This is a genomic window from Streptomyces sp. NPDC047453, assembly GCF_040643155.1.
Lineage (GTDB): Bacteria > Actinomycetota > Actinomycetes > Streptomycetales > Streptomycetaceae > Streptomyces.
Genome location: NZ_JBEYTS010000058.1, coordinates 21,079 through 44,244, shown reverse-complemented (window position 1 = coordinate 44,244; position 23,166 = coordinate 21,079). Strand labels below are relative to the sequence as shown.

At 70.6% G+C, this 23,166-nt stretch carries 17 protein-coding genes and 1 pseudogene; 13 read left to right on the top strand and 5 right to left on the bottom strand.

Annotation, left to right across the window (positions count from 1 at the left end):
* Positions 1 to 714 (bottom strand): annotated as a pseudogene (locus ABZ818_RS32610) (Fe-S oxidoreductase); the annotation flags it as partial.
* A gap of 226 nt (positions 715 to 940) precedes the next feature.
* Here ABZ818_RS32610 and ABZ818_RS32605 point away from each other — a divergent pair.
* The 7 genes from ABZ818_RS32605 to ABZ818_RS32575 all read left to right on the top strand — a co-directional run bounded on the left by ABZ818_RS32605 (position 941) and on the right by ABZ818_RS32575 (position 9,764).
* A complete protein-coding gene (locus tag ABZ818_RS32605) occupies positions 941 to 2,326 on the top strand; it encodes an undecaprenyl/decaprenyl-phosphate alpha-N-acetylglucosaminyl 1-phosphate transferase (protein ID WP_361422644.1) in 1,386 nt (461 codons plus the stop codon).
* Positions 2,327 to 2,419: 93 nt separating this feature from the next.
* Entirely contained in the window at positions 2,420 to 4,267 is a 1,848-nt protein-coding gene (dnaK, locus tag ABZ818_RS32600) for a molecular chaperone DnaK (protein WP_361422641.1), read from the top strand.
* Positions 4,264 to 4,950 (top strand): nucleotide exchange factor GrpE, encoded by a 687-nt coding sequence (gene grpE, locus ABZ818_RS32595; RefSeq protein WP_361422638.1) that lies wholly within the window; start codon positions 4,264 to 4,266, stop codon positions 4,948 to 4,950. The genes dnaK and grpE overlap by 4 nt, the downstream gene beginning before the upstream one ends.
* A gap of 39 nt (positions 4,951 to 4,989) precedes the next feature.
* Positions 4,990 to 6,165, top strand: coding sequence for a molecular chaperone DnaJ (gene dnaJ, locus ABZ818_RS32590; RefSeq protein ID WP_361422635.1), 1,176 nt, complete (start codon positions 4,990 to 4,992; stop codon positions 6,163 to 6,165).
* Positions 6,166 to 6,170: 5 nt separating this feature from the next.
* Positions 6,171 to 6,620: a helix-turn-helix domain-containing protein gene (locus ABZ818_RS32585; protein ID WP_361422654.1), complete on the top strand. Its 450-nt coding sequence runs from the start codon at positions 6,171 to 6,173 to the stop codon at positions 6,618 to 6,620.
* 793 nt (positions 6,621 to 7,413) lie between these two features.
* Entirely contained in the window at positions 7,414 to 8,523 is a 1,110-nt protein-coding gene (locus ABZ818_RS32580) for a substrate-binding domain-containing protein (RefSeq protein WP_361422651.1), read from the top strand.
* A 197-nt stretch (positions 8,524 to 8,720) separates the two neighbouring features.
* On the top strand, positions 8,721 to 9,764 hold the full coding sequence (locus tag ABZ818_RS32575) for a helix-turn-helix transcriptional regulator (protein WP_361422632.1): 1,044 nt from the start codon (positions 8,721 to 8,723) through the stop codon (positions 9,762 to 9,764).
* On the opposite strand, the gene ABZ818_RS32570 is transcribed toward ABZ818_RS32575, so the two are convergent.
* Together ABZ818_RS32570 and ABZ818_RS32565 are read right to left on the bottom strand one after the other, a co-directional pair.
* Positions 9,727 to 10,716, bottom strand: a complete 990-nt coding sequence (locus ABZ818_RS32570; RefSeq protein WP_361422629.1) for a helix-turn-helix transcriptional regulator — start codon at positions 10,714 to 10,716, stop codon at positions 9,727 to 9,729. The two genes, ABZ818_RS32575 and ABZ818_RS32570, sit on opposite strands and share 38 nt — an antisense overlap.
* A 19-nt stretch (positions 10,717 to 10,735) precedes the next feature.
* Positions 10,736 to 11,713, bottom strand: a complete 978-nt coding sequence (locus ABZ818_RS32565) for a helix-turn-helix transcriptional regulator (RefSeq protein WP_361422626.1) — start codon at positions 11,711 to 11,713, stop codon at positions 10,736 to 10,738.
* A gap of 313 nt (positions 11,714 to 12,026) precedes the next feature.
* On the opposite strand from ABZ818_RS32565, the gene ABZ818_RS32560 reads away from it, so the two are divergent.
* On the top strand, positions 12,027 to 12,362 hold the full coding sequence (locus tag ABZ818_RS32560; RefSeq protein ID WP_361422623.1) for a hypothetical protein: 336 nt from the start codon (positions 12,027 to 12,029) through the stop codon (positions 12,360 to 12,362).
* A 146-nt stretch (positions 12,363 to 12,508) separates the two neighbouring features.
* Here the strand turns inward: ABZ818_RS32560 and ABZ818_RS32555 are convergent, their stop codons facing one another.
* A complete protein-coding gene (locus tag ABZ818_RS32555) occupies positions 12,509 to 12,928 on the bottom strand; it encodes a TIGR03618 family F420-dependent PPOX class oxidoreductase (protein ID WP_361422620.1) in 420 nt (139 codons plus the stop codon).
* Between the two features lie 165 nt (positions 12,929 to 13,093).
* Between ABZ818_RS32555 and clpB the strand changes: the two genes are divergently transcribed.
* Together clpB and ABZ818_RS32545 are read left to right on the top strand one after the other, a co-directional pair.
* On the top strand, positions 13,094 to 15,691 hold the full coding sequence (gene clpB, locus ABZ818_RS32550) for an ATP-dependent chaperone ClpB (protein ID WP_361422617.1): 2,598 nt from the start codon (positions 13,094 to 13,096) through the stop codon (positions 15,689 to 15,691).
* A gap of 331 nt (positions 15,692 to 16,022) precedes the next feature.
* Positions 16,023 to 16,559: a YbjN domain-containing protein gene (locus ABZ818_RS32545; protein WP_361422614.1), complete on the top strand. Its 537-nt coding sequence runs from the start codon at positions 16,023 to 16,025 to the stop codon at positions 16,557 to 16,559.
* A gap of 187 nt (positions 16,560 to 16,746) precedes the next feature.
* On the opposite strand, the gene ABZ818_RS32540 is transcribed toward ABZ818_RS32545, so the two are convergent.
* A complete protein-coding gene (locus tag ABZ818_RS32540) occupies positions 16,747 to 17,937 on the bottom strand; it encodes a pyridoxal phosphate-dependent aminotransferase (RefSeq protein WP_361422611.1) in 1,191 nt (396 codons plus the stop codon).
* A gap of 623 nt (positions 17,938 to 18,560) precedes the next feature.
* On the opposite strand from ABZ818_RS32540, the gene ABZ818_RS32535 reads away from it, so the two are divergent.
* From ABZ818_RS32535 to ABZ818_RS32525, 3 genes are all read left to right on the top strand, one after another.
* Positions 18,561 to 19,802, top strand: coding sequence for a S53 family peptidase (locus ABZ818_RS32535; RefSeq protein WP_361422608.1), 1,242 nt, complete (start codon positions 18,561 to 18,563; stop codon positions 19,800 to 19,802).
* A 1,026-nt stretch (positions 19,803 to 20,828) separates the two neighbouring features.
* Positions 20,829 to 21,356, top strand: coding sequence for a DUF2617 family protein (locus ABZ818_RS32530; protein ID WP_361422605.1), 528 nt, complete (start codon positions 20,829 to 20,831; stop codon positions 21,354 to 21,356).
* 89 nt (positions 21,357 to 21,445) lie between these two features.
* A complete protein-coding gene (locus tag ABZ818_RS32525; RefSeq protein ID WP_361422602.1) occupies positions 21,446 to 23,101 on the top strand; it encodes a polyamine aminopropyltransferase in 1,656 nt (551 codons plus the stop codon).
* Positions 23,102 to 23,166: the final 65 nt, after the last annotated feature.

Sequence of the window (23,166 nt, the reverse complement as noted above, 5' to 3'; positions counted from 1 at the left end):
CCAGGCCACGCCCATGTTGGTGTTCAGGGAGACCACGATCATCCACACGAAGGACGTGCCGACCTTGATCATCGCGGTCAGGTAGACCAGGTTCTGCAGGGTGCCGGCCGACAGGCCCTTGAAGGCGAGCACCAGCGGGTACGAGGCGAAGTACCCGGCCTCGTAGTGCTCCACGTGGTGCAGCGCGCCCTCCAGCCCGCGCAGGACGTAGATCGCGAGGCCGATGGTGAGGATGACGTACTCGACGAAGTACGCCTGGCCGGCCTTGGAGCCGGCGAAGCGGGACTTGCGGCCGGGCCGGGACGGCAGGCTCAGCAGCCGGATCGCGATGAGCACGGCGATGCCGAGGACGGTCATCACGCCGATGAACTCGATGTACATCTCGAACGGCAGGAAGTCGCCGATGACCGGCAGCGTCCAGTCGGCCCGGAACAACTGGCCGAACGCCTGCGCGAGGGTGGGCGGCAGCGTCAGGAAGCCGACGGCCACGAACCAGTGGGCGACGCCCACGATGCCCCACCGGTTCATCCGGGTGTGGCCGAGGAACTCCCGGACCAGGGTCACGCTGCGCTGGTAGGGGTTGTCGGTACGGGTGCCGGCGGGTACGGGCTGGCCCAGCTTGAAGTACCGGACGAACTGGCCGATGGCACGGGCGAGCAGCGCGACGCCGACCACGGTCAGGACCAGCGACACGATGATCGCGGCGAGTTGCATGGGGGCTCCTGGGGCGGCCTCGAGATTACTGAGCGGTAACTTATGTAGTCCGTCTGAGACTACCCCCATCCTCTGTCGCAATGCAGCCGGGCGCGGGGTGATCTGGGTCGCTGAGCGGCACCTTGAGGGCCGTCCGGGGGGTGCCTGGGGGCCGCCCGGGAATCCTGTCGCGTTCCGATCGTGTTATTCGCACCCGATCGCCCCATATACCCCTAATTTAAGAACCGTGCTATACGGGATCGCCACCGCCATCACCGCTCTCCTCCTCGCCGCCCTGCTCTCGGCGCTGCTCCGAGTGCTCGCGCTCCGGCTGGGTCTCGTCGACCGCAGGAGGCGGGCACGCCCCTTGCCGCTGCTCGGCGGCCTGGCCGTGGTGCTCAGCACCTGCCTGATCGCCGCGGCCGGCCGCTGGACGGGTACCGCCCCGCTGGGCGACGGGGTGGGCGGGCTGCTCGCCGCGGGCGCGGCGGTCGCCGTACTCGGGACCGCCGCGGACGTATGGCGGCTGAAGACGCCGTTCGTGCTCGTCGGTACGGCCCTCGCGGCGGCCTGCGTGGTGCCGTACGACGAGATCGGGCCGGTGGCCGGGATCGCCGCCGTGGTCTGGATCGCCTGTGTGGCCGCCGCCTTCCGGGGACTCGATCACGCGGACGGCCTCGCGGGCACCGTGGGAGTGCTCACCGCGTTCGGGGTGGGCGTGTGCGCGGCGGCCGAGGTGATGGACGACCTCGCGGTGCTGCTGAGCGTGCTGGCCGCCGCCCTCACCGGCTTCCTGATGCACAACTGGCATCCGGCGCGGGTCGCGTTCGGGTCCGGCGGCTCGCTGTTCACCGGCTTCGTGGTCGCCTCCGCGGCCCTCCTCGCCCGTACCGGGTACGGCACGGTCTCCACCGTGGCGGTGCTGTTCGCGCTCACCGCCACGGCGAGCGCCGACGCCGTGCTGGTCCTCGTGTCGCGGAAGCTGGCCGGGCGTCCCCTGCTGCGCCGCGGCCCCGACCATCTCGCGCACCGGTTGCGCCGGCTCGGGCCGACTCCGCCGGGCGCGACCGTCCTGCTCGGTCTCGCCACCTTCGCCGCGGTGCTGGTCGGGGTGCTGGTGCACACGGGCTGGGCCGGGCCGACGGCCGTACTGTGGGTGGCCGGGGCGGCCCTGGCGGTCGTCCTCGGGCTGCTGCGGGTGCCTGCGTACGCGCCGCGGCGGCCGACCGAACTCAACAGCGTCCGCGCGCAGACCCCGGGTTCCGGCACGCGCCCGCAGTCCCGGGTGCCCGGCACCCGCGGGCGGCCCGAGGAGCGGACCGCCCGGAGCATGCCCGCCGCCGGTGCCGCCACGCGCGCGCGTGGCGACGCGTCCGGTTCCGGGGCACCGCCACGCGTGCGCGCAGACTCCTCCGGTGCCCGTCCCCGCACCGAGCCCTTCCGGGTCCTCCGCGCCCTGAGGCAGTCCGGCGCGGGGGCTCCCAGAGCCCCCCGCGGCAGGGCTCCGTACGACGCGGAGACCGGTGCACCCGGCGTTCAGGCCCCTCGCCGTCAACTTGAATATCCGCCTCCTCCACCCCGGCAATCCACATCACCGCAGGTCAGAGCGCCCTTGCGTATAAGGGATGGATAAGACTTGAGTCGATGCGGCTCAGGTCTGTTGACCCGACGGTGAGCCTCGGGCACACTTGAGTCCGTTCCACTCAAGTCAGCTGGAGGATTCACCATGGCACGTGCGGTCGGCATCGACCTGGGCACGACTAACTCCGTCGTCAGCGTTCTGGAGGGCGGCGAGCCCACCGTCATCACCAACGCCGAGGGTGCCAGGACCACGCCGTCCGTCGTCGCCTTCGCCAAGAACGGCGAGGTGCTGGTCGGCGAGGTGGCCAAGCGTCAGGCCGTCACCAACGTCGACAGGACCATCCGGTCGGTCAAGCGCCACATGGGCACCGACTGGAAGATCAACCTCGACGGCAAGGACTTCAACCCGCAGCAGATCAGCGCCTTCGTGCTGCAGAAGCTGAAGCGGGACGCCGAGTCCTACCTGGGCGAGAAGGTCACGGACGCGGTCATCACCGTCCCGGCGTACTTCAACGACGCCGAGCGCCAGGCCACCAAGGAGGCCGGCGAGATCGCCGGTCTGAACGTGCTGCGCATCGTCAACGAGCCGACCGCCGCCGCCCTGGCGTACGGCCTCGACAAGGACGAGCAGATGATCCTCGTCTTCGACCTCGGTGGCGGTACGTTCGACGTCTCGCTGCTGGAGATCGGCGACGGTGTCGTCGAGGTGAAGGCCACCAACGGTGACAACCACCTCGGTGGTGACGACTGGGACCAGCGCGTCGTCGACTACCTGGTCAAGCAGTTCCAGGCCGGTCACGGCGTGGACCTGTCCAAGGACAAGATGGCCCTGCAGCGTCTGCGCGAGGCGGCGGAGAAGGCCAAGATCGAGCTGTCCTCGTCCACCGAGACCTCGATCAACCTGCCCTACATCACTGCGTCCGCCGAGGGCCCGCTGCACCTGGACGAGAGGCTCACCCGCGCCCAGTTCCAGCAGCTGACGGCCGACCTGCTCGAGCGCTGCAAGACGCCGTTCTACAACGTGATCAAGGACGCCGGCGTCTCCGTCAACGACATCGACCACATCGTGCTCGTCGGTGGTTCCACCCGTATGCCCGCGGTCGCCGAGCTCGTCAAGGAGCTGACCGGCGGCAAGGAGGCCAACAAGGGCGTGAACCCGGACGAGGTCGTCGCCATCGGCGCCTCGCTCCAGGCCGGTGTCCTCAAGGGCGAGGTCAAGGACGTCCTGCTGCTCGACGTCACCCCGCTGTCCCTCGGTATCGAGACCAAGGGCGGCATCATGACCAAGCTGATCGAGCGCAACACCACGATCCCGACCAAGCGTTCGGAGATCTTCACCACGGCCGAGGACAACCAGCCGTCGGTGCAGATCCAGGTCTACCAGGGCGAGCGCGAGATCGCCGCGTACAACAAGAAGCTCGGCATGTTCGAGCTGACCGGTCTGCCGCCGGCGCCCCGCGGCGTCCCGCAGATCGAGGTCTCCTTCGACATCGACGCCAACGGCATCATGCACGTCACGGCGAAGGACCTCGGCACCGGCAAGGAGCAGAAGATGACCGTCACCGGCGGCTCCTCGCTCCCGAAGGACGAGGTCGACCGCATGCGCGAGGAGGCCGAGCGCTACGCGGAGGAGGACCACAAGCGCCGCGAGGCCGCCGAGACCCGCAACCAGGGCGAGCAGCTCGTCTACCAGACCGAGAAGTTCCTCAAGGACAACGAGGACAAGGTCCCCGGCGAGATCAAGACCGAGGTGGAGTCCGCCGTCACCGAGCTGAAGGAGCAGCTCAAGGGCGAGGACACCGCCGCGATCCGTACCGCCACGGAGAAGGTCGCCGCCGTCTCCCAGAAGCTCGGCCAGGCCATGTACGCCGACGCCCAGGCCGCGCAGGCCGCGGGCGGTGCCGGTGACGCCGGCGCGGGCCAGGCCAAGGCCGACGACGACGTCGTGGACGCCGAGATCGTCGACGACGAGCGCAAGGACGGTGCGGCGTGACGGAGGAGACCCCCGGCTTCGAGGAACACCAGCCGCAGCCTCCACCGCAGTCCGACGCCGCCTCCGGCACCACCCCCGAGGACGCCGCGCCGGCCGCCGCCCAGGACAAGGGCGCGGCCCCGGCCGGTGACGCGGACCAGTCGGCCGCGCTGACGGCCCAGCTGGACCAGGTGCGCACGGCGCTCGGCGAGCGCACGGCGGACCTGCAACGGCTCCAGGCCGAGTACCAGAACTACCGGCGCCGGGTCGATCGCGACCGGATCGCGGTACGGGAGGTCGCTGTCGCGAACATCCTGTCCGAGCTCCTGCCCGTGCTCGACGACATCGGCCGCGCGCGGGACCACAGCGAACTGGTGGGCGGTTTCAAGTCCGTCGCCGAGTCGCTGGAGACCGTGGTGGCGAAGCTCGGGCTGCAGCAGTTCGGCAAGGAGGGCGAGCCCTTCGACCCGACGATCCACGAGGCCCTGATGCACTCCTACGCACCGGACGTCACCGAGACGACGTGCGTGGCGATTCTGCAGCCCGGGTATCGGATCGGCGAGCGCACCATCCGCCCCGCGCGGGTGGCGGTGGCCGAGCCCCAGCCCGGCGCGCAGACGGTCAAGCCGGCCGAGGAGTCCGGCACGGCCCAGGCCGCCGAGCAGGGCGAGGACGAGGAGAGCGGTGGCCCGGAGGAGGGCTGACGTAATAACGGACGACGCACGAGAGGAGGGACGTCGGGGATGAGCACCAAGGACTTCATCGAGAAGGACTACTACAAGGTCCTCGGCGTCCCCAAGGACGCCACCGAGGCCGAGATCAAGAAGGCGTACCGGAAGCTCGCCCGCGAGTTCCACCCGGACGCCAACAAGGGCAACGCCAAGGCCGAGGAGCGCTTCAAGGAGATCTCCGAGGCGAACGACGTGCTCGGCGACGCCAAGAAGCGCAAGGAGTACGACGAGGCCCGCACCCTGTTCGGCAACGGCGGCTTCCGCCCCGGACCGGGTGCCGGCGGCGGCTCCTTCAACTTCGACCTGGGCGACCTCTTCGGAGGCGCCCAGGGCGGGAGCGGCAGCGGCGGCTTCGGCGGCGGAATCGGTGACGTCTTCGGGGGCCTGTTCAACCGGGGCGGCACGGGCACCACGCGCGCCCAGCCCAGGCGCGGCCAGGACATCGAGTCCGAGGTCACGCTGAGCTTCACGGAGGCCATCGAGGGCGCGACGGTGCCGCTGCGCATGTCCAGCCAGCAGCCGTGCAAGGCCTGTTCGGGCACCGGCGACAAGAACGGCACACCGCGGGTGTGCCCGACCTGCGTCGGCACCGGGCAGGTGGCGCGCGGCTCGGGCGGCGGATTCTCGCTGACGGACCCGTGCCCGGACTGCAAGGGCCGCGGACTCATCGCGGAGAACCCCTGCGAGGTCTGCATGGGCTCCGGGCGGGCCAAGTCGTCCCGGACGATGCAGGTCCGCATCCCGGCCGGGGTCAGCGACGGCCAGCGCATCCGGCTGCGCGGCAAGGGTGCCCCGGGCGAGCGCGGCGGACCCGCGGGCGACCTGTACGTGGTGGTGCACGTCGGGGAGCACCCGGTCTTCGGCCGCCGGGGCGACAACCTCACCGTCACCGTGCCGGTCACGTTCGCCGAGGCGGCCCTCGGCGGCGAGGTCCGCGTGCCCACCCTGGGCGGTCCCCCGGTGACGCTGAAGCTGCCCCCGGGCACACCGAACGGGCGTACGATGCGGGCCCGCGGCAAGGGCGCGGTCCGCAAGGACGGCAGCCACGGCGACCTCCTGGTCACCGTGGAGGTGAGTGTCCCGAAGGACCTGTCGGGGAAGGCTCGTGACGCGCTTCAGGCGTATCGCGAGGCCACCGCGGGCGAGGACCCGCGGGCCGAGCTGTTCGAGGCCGCGAAGGGAGCATGAGTGAGATGGACGGCCGCCGTCGCAACCCGTACGAACTGACGGAAGACACACCGGTGTACGTCATCTCGGTGGCCGCCCAGCTGTCCGGACTGCACCCGCAGACACTCCGCCAGTACGACCGCCTGGGCCTGGTGTCCCCCGACCGCACCGCCGGCCGAGGGCGCCGCTACTCGGCCCGTGACATCGAACTGCTCCGCCAGGTGCAGCAGTTGTCGCAGGACGAGGGCATCAACCTGGCCGGCATCAAGCGCATCATCGAACTGGAGAACCAGGTCACCGCGCTCCAGTCCCGGATCGCGGAACTCCAGGCGGCGCTGGACGGCGCCGCGGCGGCGATGCGGCAGCGCGAGGCCGCCGTCCACGCCTCCTACCGCCGGGACCTGGTCCCCTACCAGGAGGTCCAGCAGACCAGCGCGCTGGTGGTGTGGCGGCCCAAGCGGCAGCAGCCGGACTGACACGCACCCGGCCGCGGACGGCGCACGACACACTCGGGCACGAGCGACGACGAGGGGCCGGGAGGCCGTACAGCCTCCCGGCCCCTCGTCGTGCCGCCGGCGGCCCCGGCTCAGGTGAACGCGTGGGTGCCCACCGGCGCCGACTCGGTCCCGTCCGGGTAGGCGCCGGTGGACCGGTAGAAGACCGTGGTGTCGCTCGGCGCCGTGGTGTCGAGGTACCACTGGGTGCCGGTGACCGGCGTGGCGGTGATCCTGCCCCAGGTGCCGGCCGCGGGATCCCAGCGGTCGACGAGGAAGCCGATCGCCGGGCCACGCGGGTCGAGCGAGGGGGTGTACGAGACGCGGACCGAGTTGCCCTCGGCCTGGTTGTCGGCTCTCGGGCGAGGCGCAGTTCACGGCCGCCGAGGCGGGAGCGGTCGCCGAGAGCATCCCGCAGGCGGCGGTGAGCGCGACGGTCGTGGCCGTGGTACGGCCGGCTGGCTTCATTCGGTCCTCTGGTCGTGACGGGAACGCCGGAGCAAGGCTCCCGTCACCACGACTCGCGTGGGGGGGGAGTTGGTTGTACGGATCTTGGCCCGGTGGTGGGCGGCCGTCGAGTGGGGGGCCCGTAAAGGGCGTTTGGAGGCGATTCCGCAAGGCTCCGCAAGGTCTTCACAGGCACAGCGGAGCGTTGTGTTGCCATCTCGTTAAGTGGTTCCGCTTGACGCCGGTGGTCGCCTCCGCGTTGGCTTTTCAGTCACCTGGGTCGCAATGCTGCGCCCACGTCCGGAAGGCACCAGAAGTGAGCACCTCGATGCGTCGTATCGCCATAGCCGTGGTCGCGCCCACGCTGACCTTCTCGCTCGCCGCCTGCGGGGCGCTCGGCGGGTCGGGGAGCAGCAGCGACGCGAGCCCGACCAAGGGCAACGACCTGACGGTGGGTCTGCTGCTGCCGGAGACGGCCAACACCCGGTACGAGAAGTTCGACTACCCCATCATCAAGGACAAGGTCGCGGCCCTGACCCGGAACCAGGGCAAGGTCGAGTACGCCAACGCGGACGCGGACGCGGGCCGGCAGGCCGGCCAGATGCAGCGGATGATCGACAACAAGGTCGACGTCATCCTGCTCGACGCCGTCGACTCGCACGCCATCGCCGACATGGTGCAGAAGGCCAAGGACGCGGGCATCCCGGTCATCGCCTACGACCGGCTCTCCGAGGGCCCGATCGACGCGTACATCTCCTTCGACAACGAACTGGTGGGCGAGGTGCAGGGCCGCTCCCTGCTCGAGGCACTGGGTTCCGGCGTCGACACCACCGACAAGATCGTCATGATCAACGGCTCGCCCACCGACCCGAACGCCAAGCAGTTCAAGGAGGGCGCGCTCTCCCAGCTCAACGGAAAGGTCACGATCGCCAAGTCCTACGACACCAAGGACTGGAAGCCCGAGAACGCCGAGGCGAACATGGCCCAGGCGCTCGCCTCGCTCGGCCCGGACAACATCGACGCCGTCTACTCCGCCAACGACGGCATGGCGGGCGGCGTCATCAAGGCCTTCAAGGCGGCGGGCATCACCGACCTGCCGTTCATCACCGGCCAGGACGCCGAACTCGACGCCGTGCAGCGGATCGTCACCGGCAAGCAGTACATGAGCGTGTACAAGTCCTACCCGACGGAGGCCGAGACCGCCGCTCAGATGGCGGTCGCCAAGGTCCAGGGCAAGGAGATCCAGTTCGACTCCCTCACCCGGGACCGGGTCAGCAGCCCCACCCACAAGGACATTCCGGCCCAGTTGGTCTCCGTGGTCGCCCTGACGAAGAACAACATCAAGGACACGGTCATCGATGACGACATCTACAAGGTGGCCGACATCTGCACCGCGAAGTACCGGGAGGCCTGCGTGGCGATCGGTCTTCTGAAGTAACTCCCATGCGGGCCGGACCCGTTCGGGTTCAACAGTCGGTTCCGGCCACGTTGCAGTCCGTCAAGTGGAGGTTGGTGCACACCGGTCGAAACCGCTGGTTTTCGGGGGTCGTGCCGGTAGGAGCCGTGTTGCACAGCCGGTCCGCGCCGCGCATAGTTGCGCTGCGGAAGACGCGGAGACCGGGGGTGTGATGGGGCATGACCGGGCACGGGACGGCGGAGCATCCACACGGTGCCGAGCGACTGTGCGAGGCCGGCGAGCACGTGTATTCCCGGGCCGTACGACGGGGCCGGGTGCCGCGCCGGCTCGCCGAGCCGGCGCCCTGCCTGCTTGAACTCGCCCTGCTGCACCCGGACCCCGACGACATGGACTTCCTGGTGCCGACCGCGCCGCAGGAGGTCATGACCCGGCTGCTGCGCGGGATGTACGACGAGGTCAGTGAGAGCCACCGGCGGGTGGGCTCGGTGGTCGCCGCCGTCGAGCGGTACGCCGGGCTGGGCCGCCAGGTGCGCGTGTCCGCCGCGGCCGTGGAGGGCACGGCGATCCGGGTCCTGGACGGCCTGTCCCGCATCCAGGCGGCCATGGACGAGGCGACCGAGGCGTGCACCACCGAGGTGCTGACCGTCCAGCCGGGCGGCATCCGCCGCGAGCACGAGCTGTCCGAGGGGCTGCACCGCGCACTGGCGCTGCGCGGGCGCGGGGTGCGGATGCGGGACCTGTACACGCACGTGGCCCGGCACGGCCAGGGGCTGCTCAACTACCTGGAGCTGATGGGCGACGCGGTCGAGGCGCGCACGCTGGACGAGGTGATCGACCGGCTGATCCTCTTCGACCGCACGGTCGCCTTCGTGCCCGCCAACGCCGACCGCACCATGGCGCTGGAACTGCGCCATCCCGCGCTGGTGGAGTACCTGGGGACGGTCTTCGAACGGCTCTGGCGGCTGGCGATCCCGCTGACCGCGCCGCTGCCGGACACGGGCATCGAGGGCATCTCCCACCGCGAGCGGTCCATCGCGGCGCTGCTGGCCGAGGGACACCAGGACGCGGTGATCGCCGAGCGGCTGGGCATCAGCGTCCGCACCTGCCGGGCCCACATCGCCCGGCTGTCGGAGACGCTGGGCGCGGCCAGCCGTACGCAGTTGGGCGTGCGGATCGCCCAGGCGGGGCTGGACGGGCCGCCGCGCACCGCCGTGGTGGGGCCGTTCACGGTTCCGGGTCAAGAATTCCCGACTGCCCGATGAGGTAGCCCAACTGGGCCCGGCTGCCGCTGCCGAGGGTGGCGGCGAGCTTGGCGATGTGCTCACGGGCGGTGCGTACGTTCATGCCGAGGCGGTCGGCGATGACGGCGTCCGTGTGACCCTCGACGAGGAGGCCGGCGATGGCGCGCTGGCGGGGGGTGACGCCGTCCGCGGACGGCTGTCGGACGGTCAGTGGGTACATGGGGGTGGCCAGCCGCCACAGCCGGTCGAAGGTGGTGGCGAAGTACCCCACGAGAGCCGGGTGGCGCACTTCGAGCGCGAGGGTGGCGTCACCGTTGGCGGGGATGAAGGCGACCCGGCGGTCGACGAGGACGAGGCGGGCGGTGACCTCGTCGAGGGAGCGGGCCTCGACGTCGCCGGTCAACCGCTCCTGATAGGCGGGCACCGAGGGCACATGACGCAGAGTGTGCTGGTAGAGGGTGCGGATGCGGCCACCTCGGTCCAGCAGTGCCTGGTCGCGCACCAGCGACACGGCCCGGGCCTCCTCGACGCGTCGGCCGACGAGGCCCGCGTGCGGTTGCACGCACAGCAGCTCCCGGCTCGCCTCGGCCATGGTCTCGGTGATGGCCTGGTTGATCCGGCGGGTACCGCTGAGGAGTCTGAGCACCGGCGAGTCCGGCCCGGCGGTGCGCGGTCCGTCGACGCGCATCAGCGTCGCGAACCTCTCGGTCAGCCGCTCCTCGCGGCGTCGCTCCTCGGCGATGCGCTCGGCGGAGCCCCGGAGGAGCCGGTGCAGGACGGCGGCGGGCGGCACCGGTTCGAGCCGGCTCGTGTCGGCGACCGAGGGGTGCAGCAGGCCGAAGTCGACCAGGCAGGGTGCGACGGTGGCCTCCCGGGCGGTCACCTGCCCGTGGCGCAGGGCTCGTTCGTACAGTGCCGTGCCCGGGGAGCACAGGTCCTCCGGCCGGTGGTCCGGATGCGGTGCCGACGTCACGACATGTGTCCCCTCGCCGTCAGTGGTCCTGCTCCAGAATCCCCGACTGGGCGATGAGGTAACCGAGTTGGGCCCGGCTGCCGCTGCCCAGAGCCGTGGCCAGCTTGGCTATGTGGGCACGGCAGGTGCGCACGTTCATGCCCAGCCGACGCGCGATGGCCTCGTCGACGTGGCCCTCGACGAGGAGCTTGGCGATGGAGTGCTGGATCTCCGTGATGCCGTCGGGGGCCGTTTCGTAGGGGGCGCCGGCACTCAACGGGACCGCGCGGTTCCACATGAACTCGAAGACCTTGATCAGGTACCGGACCAGTCCCGGATGACGTAGCTCCAGCGCGACCTGCTGATCGTCCCGGGTGGGGATGAAGGCGACCGTCTCGTCGCAGATGATCAGGCGTTCCACCAGTTCGTCGATCGTGCGGTACTCCACCTTGCCGTTGGCGAGTTGGTCCACGTAAGCCAGTTGTTCGAGGTTGTAGCGGACCGTGTGCTGGTAGAGGGTGCGGATGCGCACGCCGCGGTCGACCAGCGCCGTGTCACGCTCCAGGCCCTGCAGGATGGTCCGCTCCGTGAAACGGTTGCTCGGCTGGACGGTGAGCATCTCGACCTGGCATTGGGACGTGGCCAGGTCGAGTGCGGTGTTGATCCGGCCGCTGCCCTCCAGGACCGTTATGGCGTGGGTGGCCGATGTCGTCTGCGCGCTGAGTGAGAGGAACGGCTCGAATGCATCGGACAGTTCGATCGACCGCCGTCGGCGCTCGGCGATCTCGCGCTCGAGCGGACCGAGACGCCGAGCCAGCGCGATGCCCGGTGGGACGGGGCGCAGCCAGTCGGGATCGTCGGGATCGGGATGGAGCAGGGCGAACTCCATGAGACACGGGGCCGGTTCGGCGTCGGCGCGGGAGATGCGCCCGGAGCGCAGGGCGCTCGCATAAAGTCGGCCACCTTCGTCGCACATCTCGGTCACCCCGTGGGGATGTGTCTCGTTAGTCCGATTCATTGTCAAATCTCCACCCCCCAGGGTCCTGAACGTGCAGGAACATGATGCACCGATTGTGTGGCCATGACGTGCCTGAATGAGCCATCGTCGTATTCCGACGGGGGAAGAGGGGACCTTCAAGTGAGGATGAAGCCGACTATGGGCAAGAGAGTGCTTCGCTCGATACTTGTCGCCACCTTCTCCGCTGCTGTGGCCCTCGTGGCGCTGAGCGGCCAGATGGAGAAGAAGGTCGACGACCGAGCGGACAGCAAGTGGCCGGCGGTGGCCGTGAACACAACTCCTGCGGATTCGGCAACGAGTTCTGGGGGCTGACGTGACCACTCCACCCGACGACCGTTCCTTCCGCCGCGAGATGGCCACCGCCTACCGCTCCGGTTGGCACTTCATCGACCTGGTCACCGCCCTCCCCCACAGCGGTGACTCGTTGATGGTGGCCGTCTTCGGTGAGCCGGTCGTCGTTACGCGGGACGAGGACGGAGACGTACGGGCGTACCGGTGTCTGCGGCGGCCTCGGGGGGCGCCGCAGCCCGTACGGTGTGCCGTCCGTTACGGAATGATCTTTGTGAACCTGGACCAGAGGGACCACCGCCAGGTGGCAGTGGAACCCTCGGCCCTCAGGACTGTCACCGCCACCCCCCGCAGTGCCTGACGCGATTCCCCCGTCGTAACAGATCGCTCAGGTGCTTCCCCCCGCAGCGGCGTCACCGTGACCTGAACACGGTGACGCCGCTGTAGTTTTCCCTGGAAATCTCCGGGTATCGGCGGATTCGATCACTGGCTGAAAAAGAGCGCCGCTCAGCCGCGCCCCAGTGCCCGGGTCAGCTCGATCTCGATCACCACACGGGACGGGTTGGGCCCCGGGGTCCGCTCGTAGCGCTCGGCGTACCGCCGCTCCGCCTCCCTGATCCGCTCCGGCTCCGTGCGGACGAACGCGCGTCCCTCCAGCGTCGCCCACCGCCGCCCGTCCACCTGGCATACCGCGACCGGCGCGCCCTGCGGGCCGGCCGCCAGGACGTGTGCCGCCTTCGCGCTCGCCTTGTTCGTGATCACCCGGGCCAGCCGCGCCTCCGGGTCATAGGTCACCCCGACGGGAACGACGTGCGGGGTGCCGTCCGGGCGCAGGGTGGTCAGCGTGCACAGGTGCCGTTCCCGCCAGAAGCCGAGATACGACGCGTCGGGGGCGCCCGGGTCGAGGGCGTACGTGGTGGTGGCCATGAGTCGCAACCTAACCCGCCCGGCACCCCGCGAGCCGCGAACCCCCTTCTCCGGGAAAGCTCCCGCTCCGACCTTGAGTGGAATAGACTCAAGTTTGTGTACGCTGACTGAGTCAGGACTGGGAGATGTGGCAGAGAGCGCTCGTCAAGGAGGAGAGAAGCGACCGTGGACGCCGAGCTGACCAACAGGAGCCGTGACGCGATCAACGCGGCCGGCAACCGGGCCGTCCGGGAGGGGCACCCCGACCTCACCCCCGCCCACCTGCTCCTCGCGCTGCTCGAGGGGCAGGACAACGAGAACATCATCGACCTGCTGTCGGCCGTCGAGGCCGACCAGGCCTCCGTCCGCTCCGGCGCCGAGCGCGTGCTCGCGTCACTGCCCAGCGTGACCGGGTCCACGGTCGCGCCGCCGCAGCCCAACCGTGAACTGCTCGCCGTGATCGCGGACGCGCAGAGCAGGGCGCGGGACCTCGGGGACGAGTACCTGTCCACCGAGCACCTGCTCATCGGCATCGCCGCGAAGGGCGGCGCGGCCGGCGAGGTACTGTCCGGGCAGGGCGCCGATGCCAGGAAGCTTCAGGACGCCTTCTCGAAGGCGAGGGGAGGACGCCGGGTGACCACACCCGACCCCGAGGGCCAGTACAAGGCCCTGGAGAAGTTCGGCACGGACTTCACCGCGGCGGCGCGCGAGGGCCGCCTCGACCCGGTGATCGGCCGGGACCAGGAGATCCGCCGTGTCGTGCAGGTGCTGTCGCGCCGCACCAAGAACAACCCGGTCCTCATCGGCGAGCCCGGCGTCGGCAAGACCGCCGTCGTCGAGGGGCTCGCCCAGCGGATCGTCAAGGGCGACGTTCCCGAGTCCCTGAAGGACAAGCGGCTGGTGGCGCTGGACCTCGGGGCGATGGTCGCGGGCGCGAAGTACCGCGGCGAGTTCGAGGAGCGGCTCAAGACCGTACTGGCGGAGATCAAGGACTCCGACGGCCGGATCATCACCTTCATCGACGAACTGCACACCGTCGTCGGCACGGGCGCCGGCGGCGACTCGGCGATGGACGCCGGCAACATGCTCAAGCCCATGCTGGCCCGCGGTGAGCTGCGCATGGTCGGCGCCACGACGCTCGACGAGTACCGGGAGCGGATCGAGAAGGACCCGGCGCTGGAGCGGCGCTTCCAGCAGGTGCTGGTCGCCGAGCCCAGCGTGGAGGACTCCATCGCGATCCTGCGCGGGCTCAAGGGCCGCTACGAGGCCCACCACAAGGTGCAGATCAACGACTCCGCGCTGGTGGCCGCCGCGACCCTGTCCGACCGCTACATCACCTCCCGCTTCCTGCCCGACAAGGCGATCGACCTCGTCGACGAGGCCGCCTCCCGGCTGCGGATGGAGATCGACTCCTCACCGGTGGAGATCGACGAACTCCAGCGCGGCGTCGACCGGTTGCGCATGGAGGAGCTGGCGCTCGACAAGGAGACCGACGCGGCCTCGCGCGAGCGGCTGGAGAAGCTGCGCCGCGACCTCGCCGACAAGGAGGAGGAGCTGCGCGGCCTGACCGCCCGCTGGGAGAAGGAGAAGCAGGCCCTCAACCGGGTCGGCGAGCTGAAGGAGCGGCTGGACGACCTGCGCGGCCAGGCCGAACGCGCCCAGCGCGACGGCGACTTCGACACCGCCTCCAAGCTGCTGTACGGCGAGATCCCGGACCTGGAGAAGGAGTTGGAGGCCGCCTCGCAGGCCGAGGAGGAGGCTGCCAAGGACACCATGGTCAAGGAGGAGGTCGGCCCCGACGACATCGCCGACGTGGTCGCCTCCTGGACCGGGATTCCGGCCGGCCGCCTGCTGGAGGGCGAGACGCAGAAGCTGCTGCGCATGGAGGAGGAGATCGGCAGGCGGCTCATCGGCCAGGCCGAGGCCGTCCGGTCCGTCTCCGACGCCGTACGCCGCAGCCGGGCCGGCATCGCGGACCCGGACCGGCCGACGGGCTCGTTCCTCTTCCTCGGCCCGACCGGCGTGGGCAAGACCGAACTCGCCAAGGCGCTCGCCGACTTCCTCTTCGACGACGAGCGGGCCATGGTCCGCATCGACATGTCGGAGTACGGCGAGAAGCACAGCGTGGCCCGGCTGGTCGGCGCCCCGCCCGGCTACGTCGGCTACGAGGAGGGCGGCCAGCTCACCGAGGCGGTGCGCCGCCGCCCGTACAGCGTGGTGCTGCTCGACGAGGTGGAGAAGGCGCACCCGGAGGTCTTCGACATCCTGCTGCAGGTGCTGGACGACGGCCGCCTGACGGACGGTCAGGGCCGCACGGTCGACTTCCGCAACACCATCCTGGTGCTGACCTCGAACCTGGGCAGCCAGTACCTGGTCGACCCGCTGACGAGCGAGGAGGAGAAGAAGGAGCAGGTCCTCGAGACGGTCCGCGTCTCCTTCAAGCCGGAGTTTCTCAACCGGCTGGACGACCTGGTGGTCTTCTCGGCCCTGAGGAAGGAGGAGCTGAGCCGGATCGCAGGGCTCCAGATCGACCGGCTCGCCCGCCGCCTGGCGGAGCGCCGCCTGACCCTGGACGTCACCCCCGACGCCCTGGCCTGGCTCGCCGAGGAGGGCATGGATCCGGCCTACGGCGCCCGCCCGCTGCGCCGCCTGATCCAGACCGCCATCGGCGACCGCCTCGCCAAGGAGATCCTGGCCGGCGAGATCAAGGACGGCGACACGGTCCGCGTCGACCGCTTCGGCGAGGGCCTGCTGGTGGGCCCGGCGACCGGCAAGACGCTGTGAGCCCCGGCGCGGTCCGCCACCACGGTGGGTGGCGGACCGCGTCACACCGTGAACGCCGGGAACCGTGTCGGGCCGGTGCGGGGATCTCCGTGGGTCCGCCGCTCAGTGGGTACTCGGAGGCGGACAGCACGATGCCCGCGAGAGCGGCGAGGAAGGACACAGTCCCTTCGTCCCGCCCCGTGTCCGCGTCATGACCTCCCACCTCCGTTTGCCGGACGTCCACCTGACGGCCGGATCGTGTCAGCCCAGGGCTGACAGCCTCCCGGAGGGCTTGCCACCCCCCTCCCCGCATGAGGGAGGATGGCGAGATCCGTACGAAGGGAAAAACACGGTGAGCATCGACCCGTCCTCGATTCCGAACTTCGGGGGCCAGCCCGAGCCGCAGCCCCAAGGAGCGGCGGGCCCCGTCGTCCCGGATCAGGACCTCGTGAAGCAGCTCCTGGACCAGATGGAGCTCAAGTACGTCGTCGACGACGAGGGCGACCTCGCGGCGCCGTGGGAGCAGTTCCGTACGTACTTCATGTTCCGCGGCGAGGCCGACCAGCAGGTCTTCTCGGTGCGGACGTTCTACGACCGGCCCCACAAGATCGACGAGAAGCCGCAGCTGCTGGAGTCCATTGACGACTGGAACCGGCGCACCCTGTGGCCCAAGGTGTACAGCCACACCCACGACGACGGCACCGTCCGCCTCATCGGCGAGGCGCAGATGCTGATCGGCATGGGCGTGAGCCTGGAGCACTTCGTCTCCTCGACGGTCAGCTGGGTGCGGGCCGCCATCGAGTTCGACCGGTGGCTCGTCGAGCAGCTCGGCCTCGAGCAGGAGATCAACGAGGCGGACAAGCCCGAGGACGACAACGACGAGGAGTAGTCCCTCGGCGATCGCGCACAGCGGTGTCCGTGTGAACGCGCGCAGATACGTGCCGTAGCCGGACGGGAGCCCGGCCCGGGACGCAGGCCACGACTGGCCGCGTACCGGGACCGGGCTCTTCCCCGTGCGGACCGGGGACCGCGCGCATCCAGGGCCGTGCCGGACCAGGGCCCGCGCGCACCCCGGCTCACAGGCTCCGGAGGCGGGAGACGGCCTCCTGCAGGACGTCCGTCCGCTTGCAGAAGGCGAAGCGGACCTGGGTGCGGCCCGCCTCCCGGTCGTCGTAGAAGACCGCGTTGGGGATGGCGACCACGCCGCAGCGTTCGGGCAGGGCGCGGCAGAAGGCGATGCCGTCCTTCTCGCCGAGCCGGGCGATGTCGGTGGTGATGAAGTACGTGCCCCGGGGGCGGAAGACCTCGAAGCCCGCCTCGGTCAGGCCGGTGGCGAGCAGGTCGCGTTTGGCGCGCAGGTCCTCGCGGAAGCCGGTGAAGTGGCTGTCGGGGAGGGCGAGTGCCTCGGCGACCGCGTACTGGAACGGCCCGGCGCTCACGTAGGTCAGGAACTGCTTCGCCGAGCGGACCGCCGTGACCAGGGGAGCGGCGGCGGTGACCCAGCCGACCTTCCAACCGGTGAACGAGAACGTCTTGCCCGCCGACGAGATGCTCACCGTGCGCTCGCGCATGCCGGGGAACGTGGCGAGCGGGATGTGCTCGGCGTCGTCGTACACGAGGTGCTCGTACACCTCGTCCGTCACCACGAGCAGGTCGTGCTCGACGGCGAGCCGGGCGATCTCGGCCAGTTCGGGGCGGGTGAGGACGGTGCCGGTCGGGTTGTGCGGGGTGTTCAGGAGCAGCAGCCGGGTCCGCGGGGTCACCGCGTCGCGCAGCTCGTCCAGGTCGAGCCGGAACCCGGCACCCTCCTGGTGCGGCCGGAGCGTCACCGGCACCCGCTTCCCGCCCGCCATCGCGATGCAGGCGGCGTACGAGTCGTAGTACGGCTCCAGGGCGATCACCTCGTCGCCGGGCTCCAGCAGCGCGAGCAGCGCCGCCGCGATCGCCTCGGTGGCGCCCGCCGTGACCAGCACCTCCGTGTCCGGGTCGTAGGAGAGCCCGTACCGCCGCAGCTGGTGCTCCGCGACCGCCGTGCGCAGCTCGGGGATGCCCGGGCCCGGCGGATACTGGTTGCCCCGCCCGTCGCGCAGCGCGCGGACGGCCGCCTCCCGGATCTCCTCGGGTCCGTCGGTGTCGGGGAAGCCCTGCCCCAGGTTGATCGACCCGGTCCGCACGGCGAGCGCGGACATCTCGGCGAAGACGGTCGTCCCGAACTCGGCGAGCCGGCGGTTGAGGAGCGGGCGTGCGCTGGAGGTCATGCCGGCCATCCTCCGTCCAAGCTCTGGACTTCCTCAACTCTGCTTCACCGATTCGCACCTGCGTCGGTACCCGAACCACCATCACGGGATCGGCGGCGCTTCGGTCGAGGGCGGAAGCGGATCCATGCGCACTCCGAGTCAGTTACGCCCGCGAGCTGGGCCTCCTGAGTGTGGCATGAACCTGACTAGCAGGTTGAGCGGACGCCGGGTCAGCCGTCACCACCCGTGCGCGAGGCAACCCCGGCCCTTGAAGGTCGAGTTGGCACCCGGCTACAGCTGCACGAGAACGGGGGCGACTTGCGGGTCTCGATATGCCACCCGGGTCGTACTTTGCGCGCTCGGCATGGCCGTACGGCCCTGAATCGGACAACAGTGACAAGCAGCACATCAGTGAGAAGTCGCACAGGGGCAAGTACTTGCTCTGCGCATGGCCTCGCGGTGGGATTGCGGCAACTGTCGAGTGGGGGTCTCACCTTGCAAGGGGATTAGCCATGCGCGGAGTTCGTGCGCGACGCCGCATCGCGGTCGCAGTGGCCGGGGTCACAGCCCTCGCCAATGTCGCACTGATATCACCTATTTTGTCCGGTTCTGCGGCCGCCGCACCCGTGCATTCTGTGCAAGGAGTCAAGACCGTGCCGGCAGCAGCCGGGCAGCAATCGGAGAACACGGCCCGCGGCTTGCTGACCACCGAGCAGTGCCAGGCGAAGTGGCAGATCTCCTGTTACACCCCGACCCAGTTCCAGCGGGCGTACAACCTGAACCCGCTGTACCGGGCGGGAGTCACCGGCAAGGGGCGCACGATCGTGATCGTGGATTCCTTCGGTTCGCCGACCATCCAGCATGACCTGGATGTCTACAGCGCCCGGTTCGGTATGAAGAGCACCCACGTCGACGTGGTCAAGTGGGGTGCCGTCCCGCCCTTCGACCCCGCCAACGGGGACCACAACTTCTGGGCCGGGGAGAGCACTCTTGACGTGGAGATGGCGCATGCCGTCGCCCCGGACGCGCGCATCGTCCTGGTGGAGACCGGGGTCAACCAGAGCGGGGACGGCACCACCGGCCTGCGAGAGATGATGGACGCCGAGAAGTCGCTCATCGACCGCGGTGTGGGCGATGTGATCAGCCAGAGTTTCGGCGCGACGGAGAACACCTTCCCCGGCTTCCGCAGCGGTGACTTCTCCAGCATTGAGAACCTGCGGTACGCCTTCAAGGACGCGGCCAGGCGCGGTGTGACCGTCCTCGCCGCCTCCGGCGACGACGGAGCCACCAGCCCCACCGCGAACGGCGAGGCCGACTACCCGTACCGTGCCAACTCCTGGCCGTCCTCCGACCCGCTGGTCGTCTCGGTCGGCGGCACCCAGCTGCACTTGGATGCCAAGGGCGACCGCATCGCGCCGGACAGTGTCTACAACGACGACGGCGCGAGCGGCGGCGGCCTGTCCCCTGTCTTCGCCCGTCCCTCGTACCAGAACGGGGTCGAGCAGGTGGTCGGCGACCGCCGCGGCACCCCCGACGTTTCGATGTCCGCCGCGATGAACGGCGGCGCATGGGTGTACTCCAGCTACGACCCGAAGCGGGTCGGCTGGGATGTCTACCGTGGCACCAGTGCGGCCAGCCCGCTCTTTGCGGGCATCGTGGCCCTGGCCGACCAGGTCGCCGGACACCGGCTGGGTGACATCCACCAGGCGCTGTACTCGCTGTCCGCGCAGTCCTCGCGGAACCCGTCCAACGGGATCGTGGATGCGAAGGACGGCACGAACAACAGCTACGCGGGAGTCACCGGCCACACCGCGGCGAAGGGCTACGACATGGCGACCGGTGTCGGCACCATCGACGCGGCCCGCTTCGTCCGGGCCCTCGCCAAGGAGGGCTGAAAGCATCCCCGTCCCCGATGAGCGGGCGCCTGCCGCAGACCGCCGGGCCCCGCGCCGGGACGGCGGCTTCTGTGGCTTCGTACGGCCTCTGATCTGCCAATCTGTGCAGGTCAGGGGTCTTTTCTTTGAGTTGACCCTCAGAACTTCCTCAAGTGTGCTTTGGCCGGTCCGGCGGCCGGGCATCTCCCGTGCACGCTGCGAGGCGCCCACGGGGGGCCGCTTCGGCGGAACGCCCCGGGAACGTCCGGAGGCGTCCGGGGAACGGCCTCGGGCGCGGTCGGCGGGGTCCCGGGGATCGGAGGGAGGACGCCATGGTTCTGGGCATCGTCCTGGCGGTGATCGCGGTGTTGTGCGTGACCGCCGTGGCGGCGGGGCGCCGCAAGGCCCGCCGCGACCGGTTTGCCACGTCGTACCGAGGCCGGCGCACGGGGTCGGTCGGGGGCAGCGCGAGCGCCGGGGGCGCCGGCTGGTGGGCCGGGTCGGATGGCGGCGGCAGTAGCTGCTCGTCCGGCGGCGGCCATCACTCGGGAGGGGGTCACTCGGGAGGGGGTCACCACTCGTGTGGGGGTCACTCCTGCGGGGGCAACTCCTCGTGCGGCGGAGGGTCGTCGTGCGGAGGCGGAGGCGGATGCGGGGGAGGCAGCTGATCCGGGCCGCTGATCCGGGCCGCTGATCAGGGCAGCTGATCCGGGGCGGCCGGGCTCCGTGGGGGGAACCGCATCCGGGCCGGCGCCCGCCGGGAGGCAGTCCCCGGCGGGTGCGCCGGCCCCGCGCGTACGCCCTGGCGCATGCCAGGGTTGAACAGTTGAGCTGTGGGGCCCTCTGAGGGATGGAAACCGCACGAAGTTGGGTAAAAACCCTGTGACGGAACCGCTGTTCATGATTGCCTCTACCGACGCAGCCCCTCGGACGTCTCGCACACCCCCCTCCCGAGCTGGGCTGAGCCGGGCCGTTGTCCCCGTGCCCACCGGGGCGTGCCGGCCCGTTCCTGCCTTCTTTTTCTTTGCGTGCTAGCGGAGCCGATCCATGCTCACGACCCTGAACACCTCCTACACCGACACGCGCGCGGCCGACCTCGCCTGGGCCCTGGGACGCGAGCCGCTGCCCGCACTTGCCACCCTGGACCTCGAACTGACCGGTGCGAAACTCCAGTTGAGACTTCTCGGCGCATCCCACCAGGTGCTCCTCGAGGAGGAGCGGGGAAGCTGTTCGGAGACCGTGGCGTGCATCCCGGGCTCCAGCACACCCCTGCCGCTCGGCGTCGCCAAGCGGGCCGACGACTGGGAGTACGAGTTCGCCGCCCGTGTCGAGTTCCTCTCGCCGGGGTCGTTCACCGGCCGCGCCCAGGAGTTGCTGGCCCTCGTCTCCGACCATCCAAACGGTCTGGCGGGGGTCTTCCCGGGCAGCCCGAACGCGTTCACCGCGATGCTGGCGCAGTGGCACGACGGCCAGGTGCACTGGCGGACCTGGCACGCCTACCCGCAGGACGGCCAGTTGGTGACGACCCGGACGAGGGTGGGGGTGCGCTGTTCAGCGCTGGCAGGAGCGAGTTGAGCGCGGGTAAACATGCGAAGCGCGACAACTTCCTTTTCCACACGTGTGGGTGACGAAGCGTCCCGCTGCGGTGACGTAACGTCACGGGTGTGATCGAACCGCACGCCCCGGCCCCGCACGCCCCGGCCCCGCCCGGCGCGGCGCCGTCCTTCAGCGGCCCCGCGCTACTGCCCGTCCGGCCGGGAACCGGCCGGTTCCTCGTCCTCGCGGGCGTCTTCGTCTGCGCGGCCTGCGGACTCGTGTACGAGCTCGAACTCGTGGCGCTGGCCTCGTACCTGATCGGCGACTCGGTCACCCAGGCGTCGATCGTGCTGTCCGTCATGGTGTTCGCGATGGGCATCGGCTCGCTCGCCGCGAAGCGGCTGCGCCGGCACGCCGCCGTCGCCTTCGGCGCGATCGAGGCGGCGCTCGCGCTGGTGGGCGGGTGCAGTGCCATGGCGCTGTACGCGGTGTTCGCCTGGACCGGCGGCTGGGGCGGCATGTGGGCGGACGGCCCGCGCTGCCTGCTGGTCGCCTTCTCCCTGGCGATCGGCCTGCTGATCGGGGCGGAGGTGCCGCTGCTGATGGAGCTGATCCAGCGGATCCGCCGCCAGGACGCGGGCGGCGCGGTCGCCGACCTGTTCGCGGCGGACTACGTGGGCGCGCTCGTCGGCGGGCTCGCCTTCCCGTTCCTCCTGCTGCCGCTGCTGGGGCAGCTGACCGGGGCGCTGGTGACCGGCGCCGTCAACGCCGTGGCGGGCGGTGTCCTCGTCCTCGGCCTGTTCCCGCGGGACCTGACCCCGCGCGGCCGCTGGCTGTTGATCGTCGCCAACCTCGCCGTGCTCGGTCTGCTCGCCTCCCTCACCGCCCTGGTCGGCGACTTCGAACGGGCCGCGCGGCAGGCGATGTACGGCGGGGACGTCCGGGTGGCCCTGCGGACCGGCGAGCAGGAGGTGGTCCTCACCGGCGGCGGCCCGGGCCGTCCGCTGCGCCTGTTCCTCGACGGGCGGCTGCGGGTCAGCGGCCGCGACGGGCGCCGCTACCACGAGGCGCTGGTCCACCCCGCGATGACCGGGCCGCACGCGCGCGTGCTGATCCTCGGCGGCGGCGACGGGCTCGCCGCGCGCGAGGTGCTGCGGCACCCCGGCGTCGAGCGGGTGGACGTCGTCGAGCGCGACCCGGCCCTCGTCCGGCTGGCGCGCGGCGACCCGGTACTGGCGGGGCTGGACGAGCACGCCTTCGACGACCGGCGGGTGCACGTGAGCACCGCCGACGCCTTCGACTGGCTCCGCGGGGCGCCGGCGGCGGCGTACGACGTGGTGATCGAGGACCTGCCCGATCCGGGCATCACGGCGAGCACGAAGCTGTACGCGCAGGAGTTCTACGGCCTGGCCCGGCGGGCCCTGGCGCCCGGCGGGCGGCTGGTGGCGCACGCCGGGCCGGTCTCCTCCCGGCCCCGGGTGTTCTGGACGGTGGAGGCCACGGTCCGGGCCGCCGGACTGCGCACCCTGCCGTACCGCGTGGACGGCCGCGACGCCGGGTTCGCCGCCGGGCCCGACCGTACGGCCGGCGCCCCGCGTGTCACCCGCGACTGGGGCTTCGTCCTGGCGGCCCGTATGCCGCCCGCCCTCCGTCTGGACCCGCGGGCCCCCGCTCCCCGAACGCTCACGCCGGCGTCGCTCACGGCGGCCGCCCGCGACGCGGCCCGCACCCGCGTCCCCGGCCTTCAGCCCTCGACGCTGGTCCACCCCCGGTACGCGGACTGATCCGGGCCCGCCGCCGGCCTGTGCGGTGTGAGGGGGACGGGTTCTGGGCGAGGGGGGGGTAATCG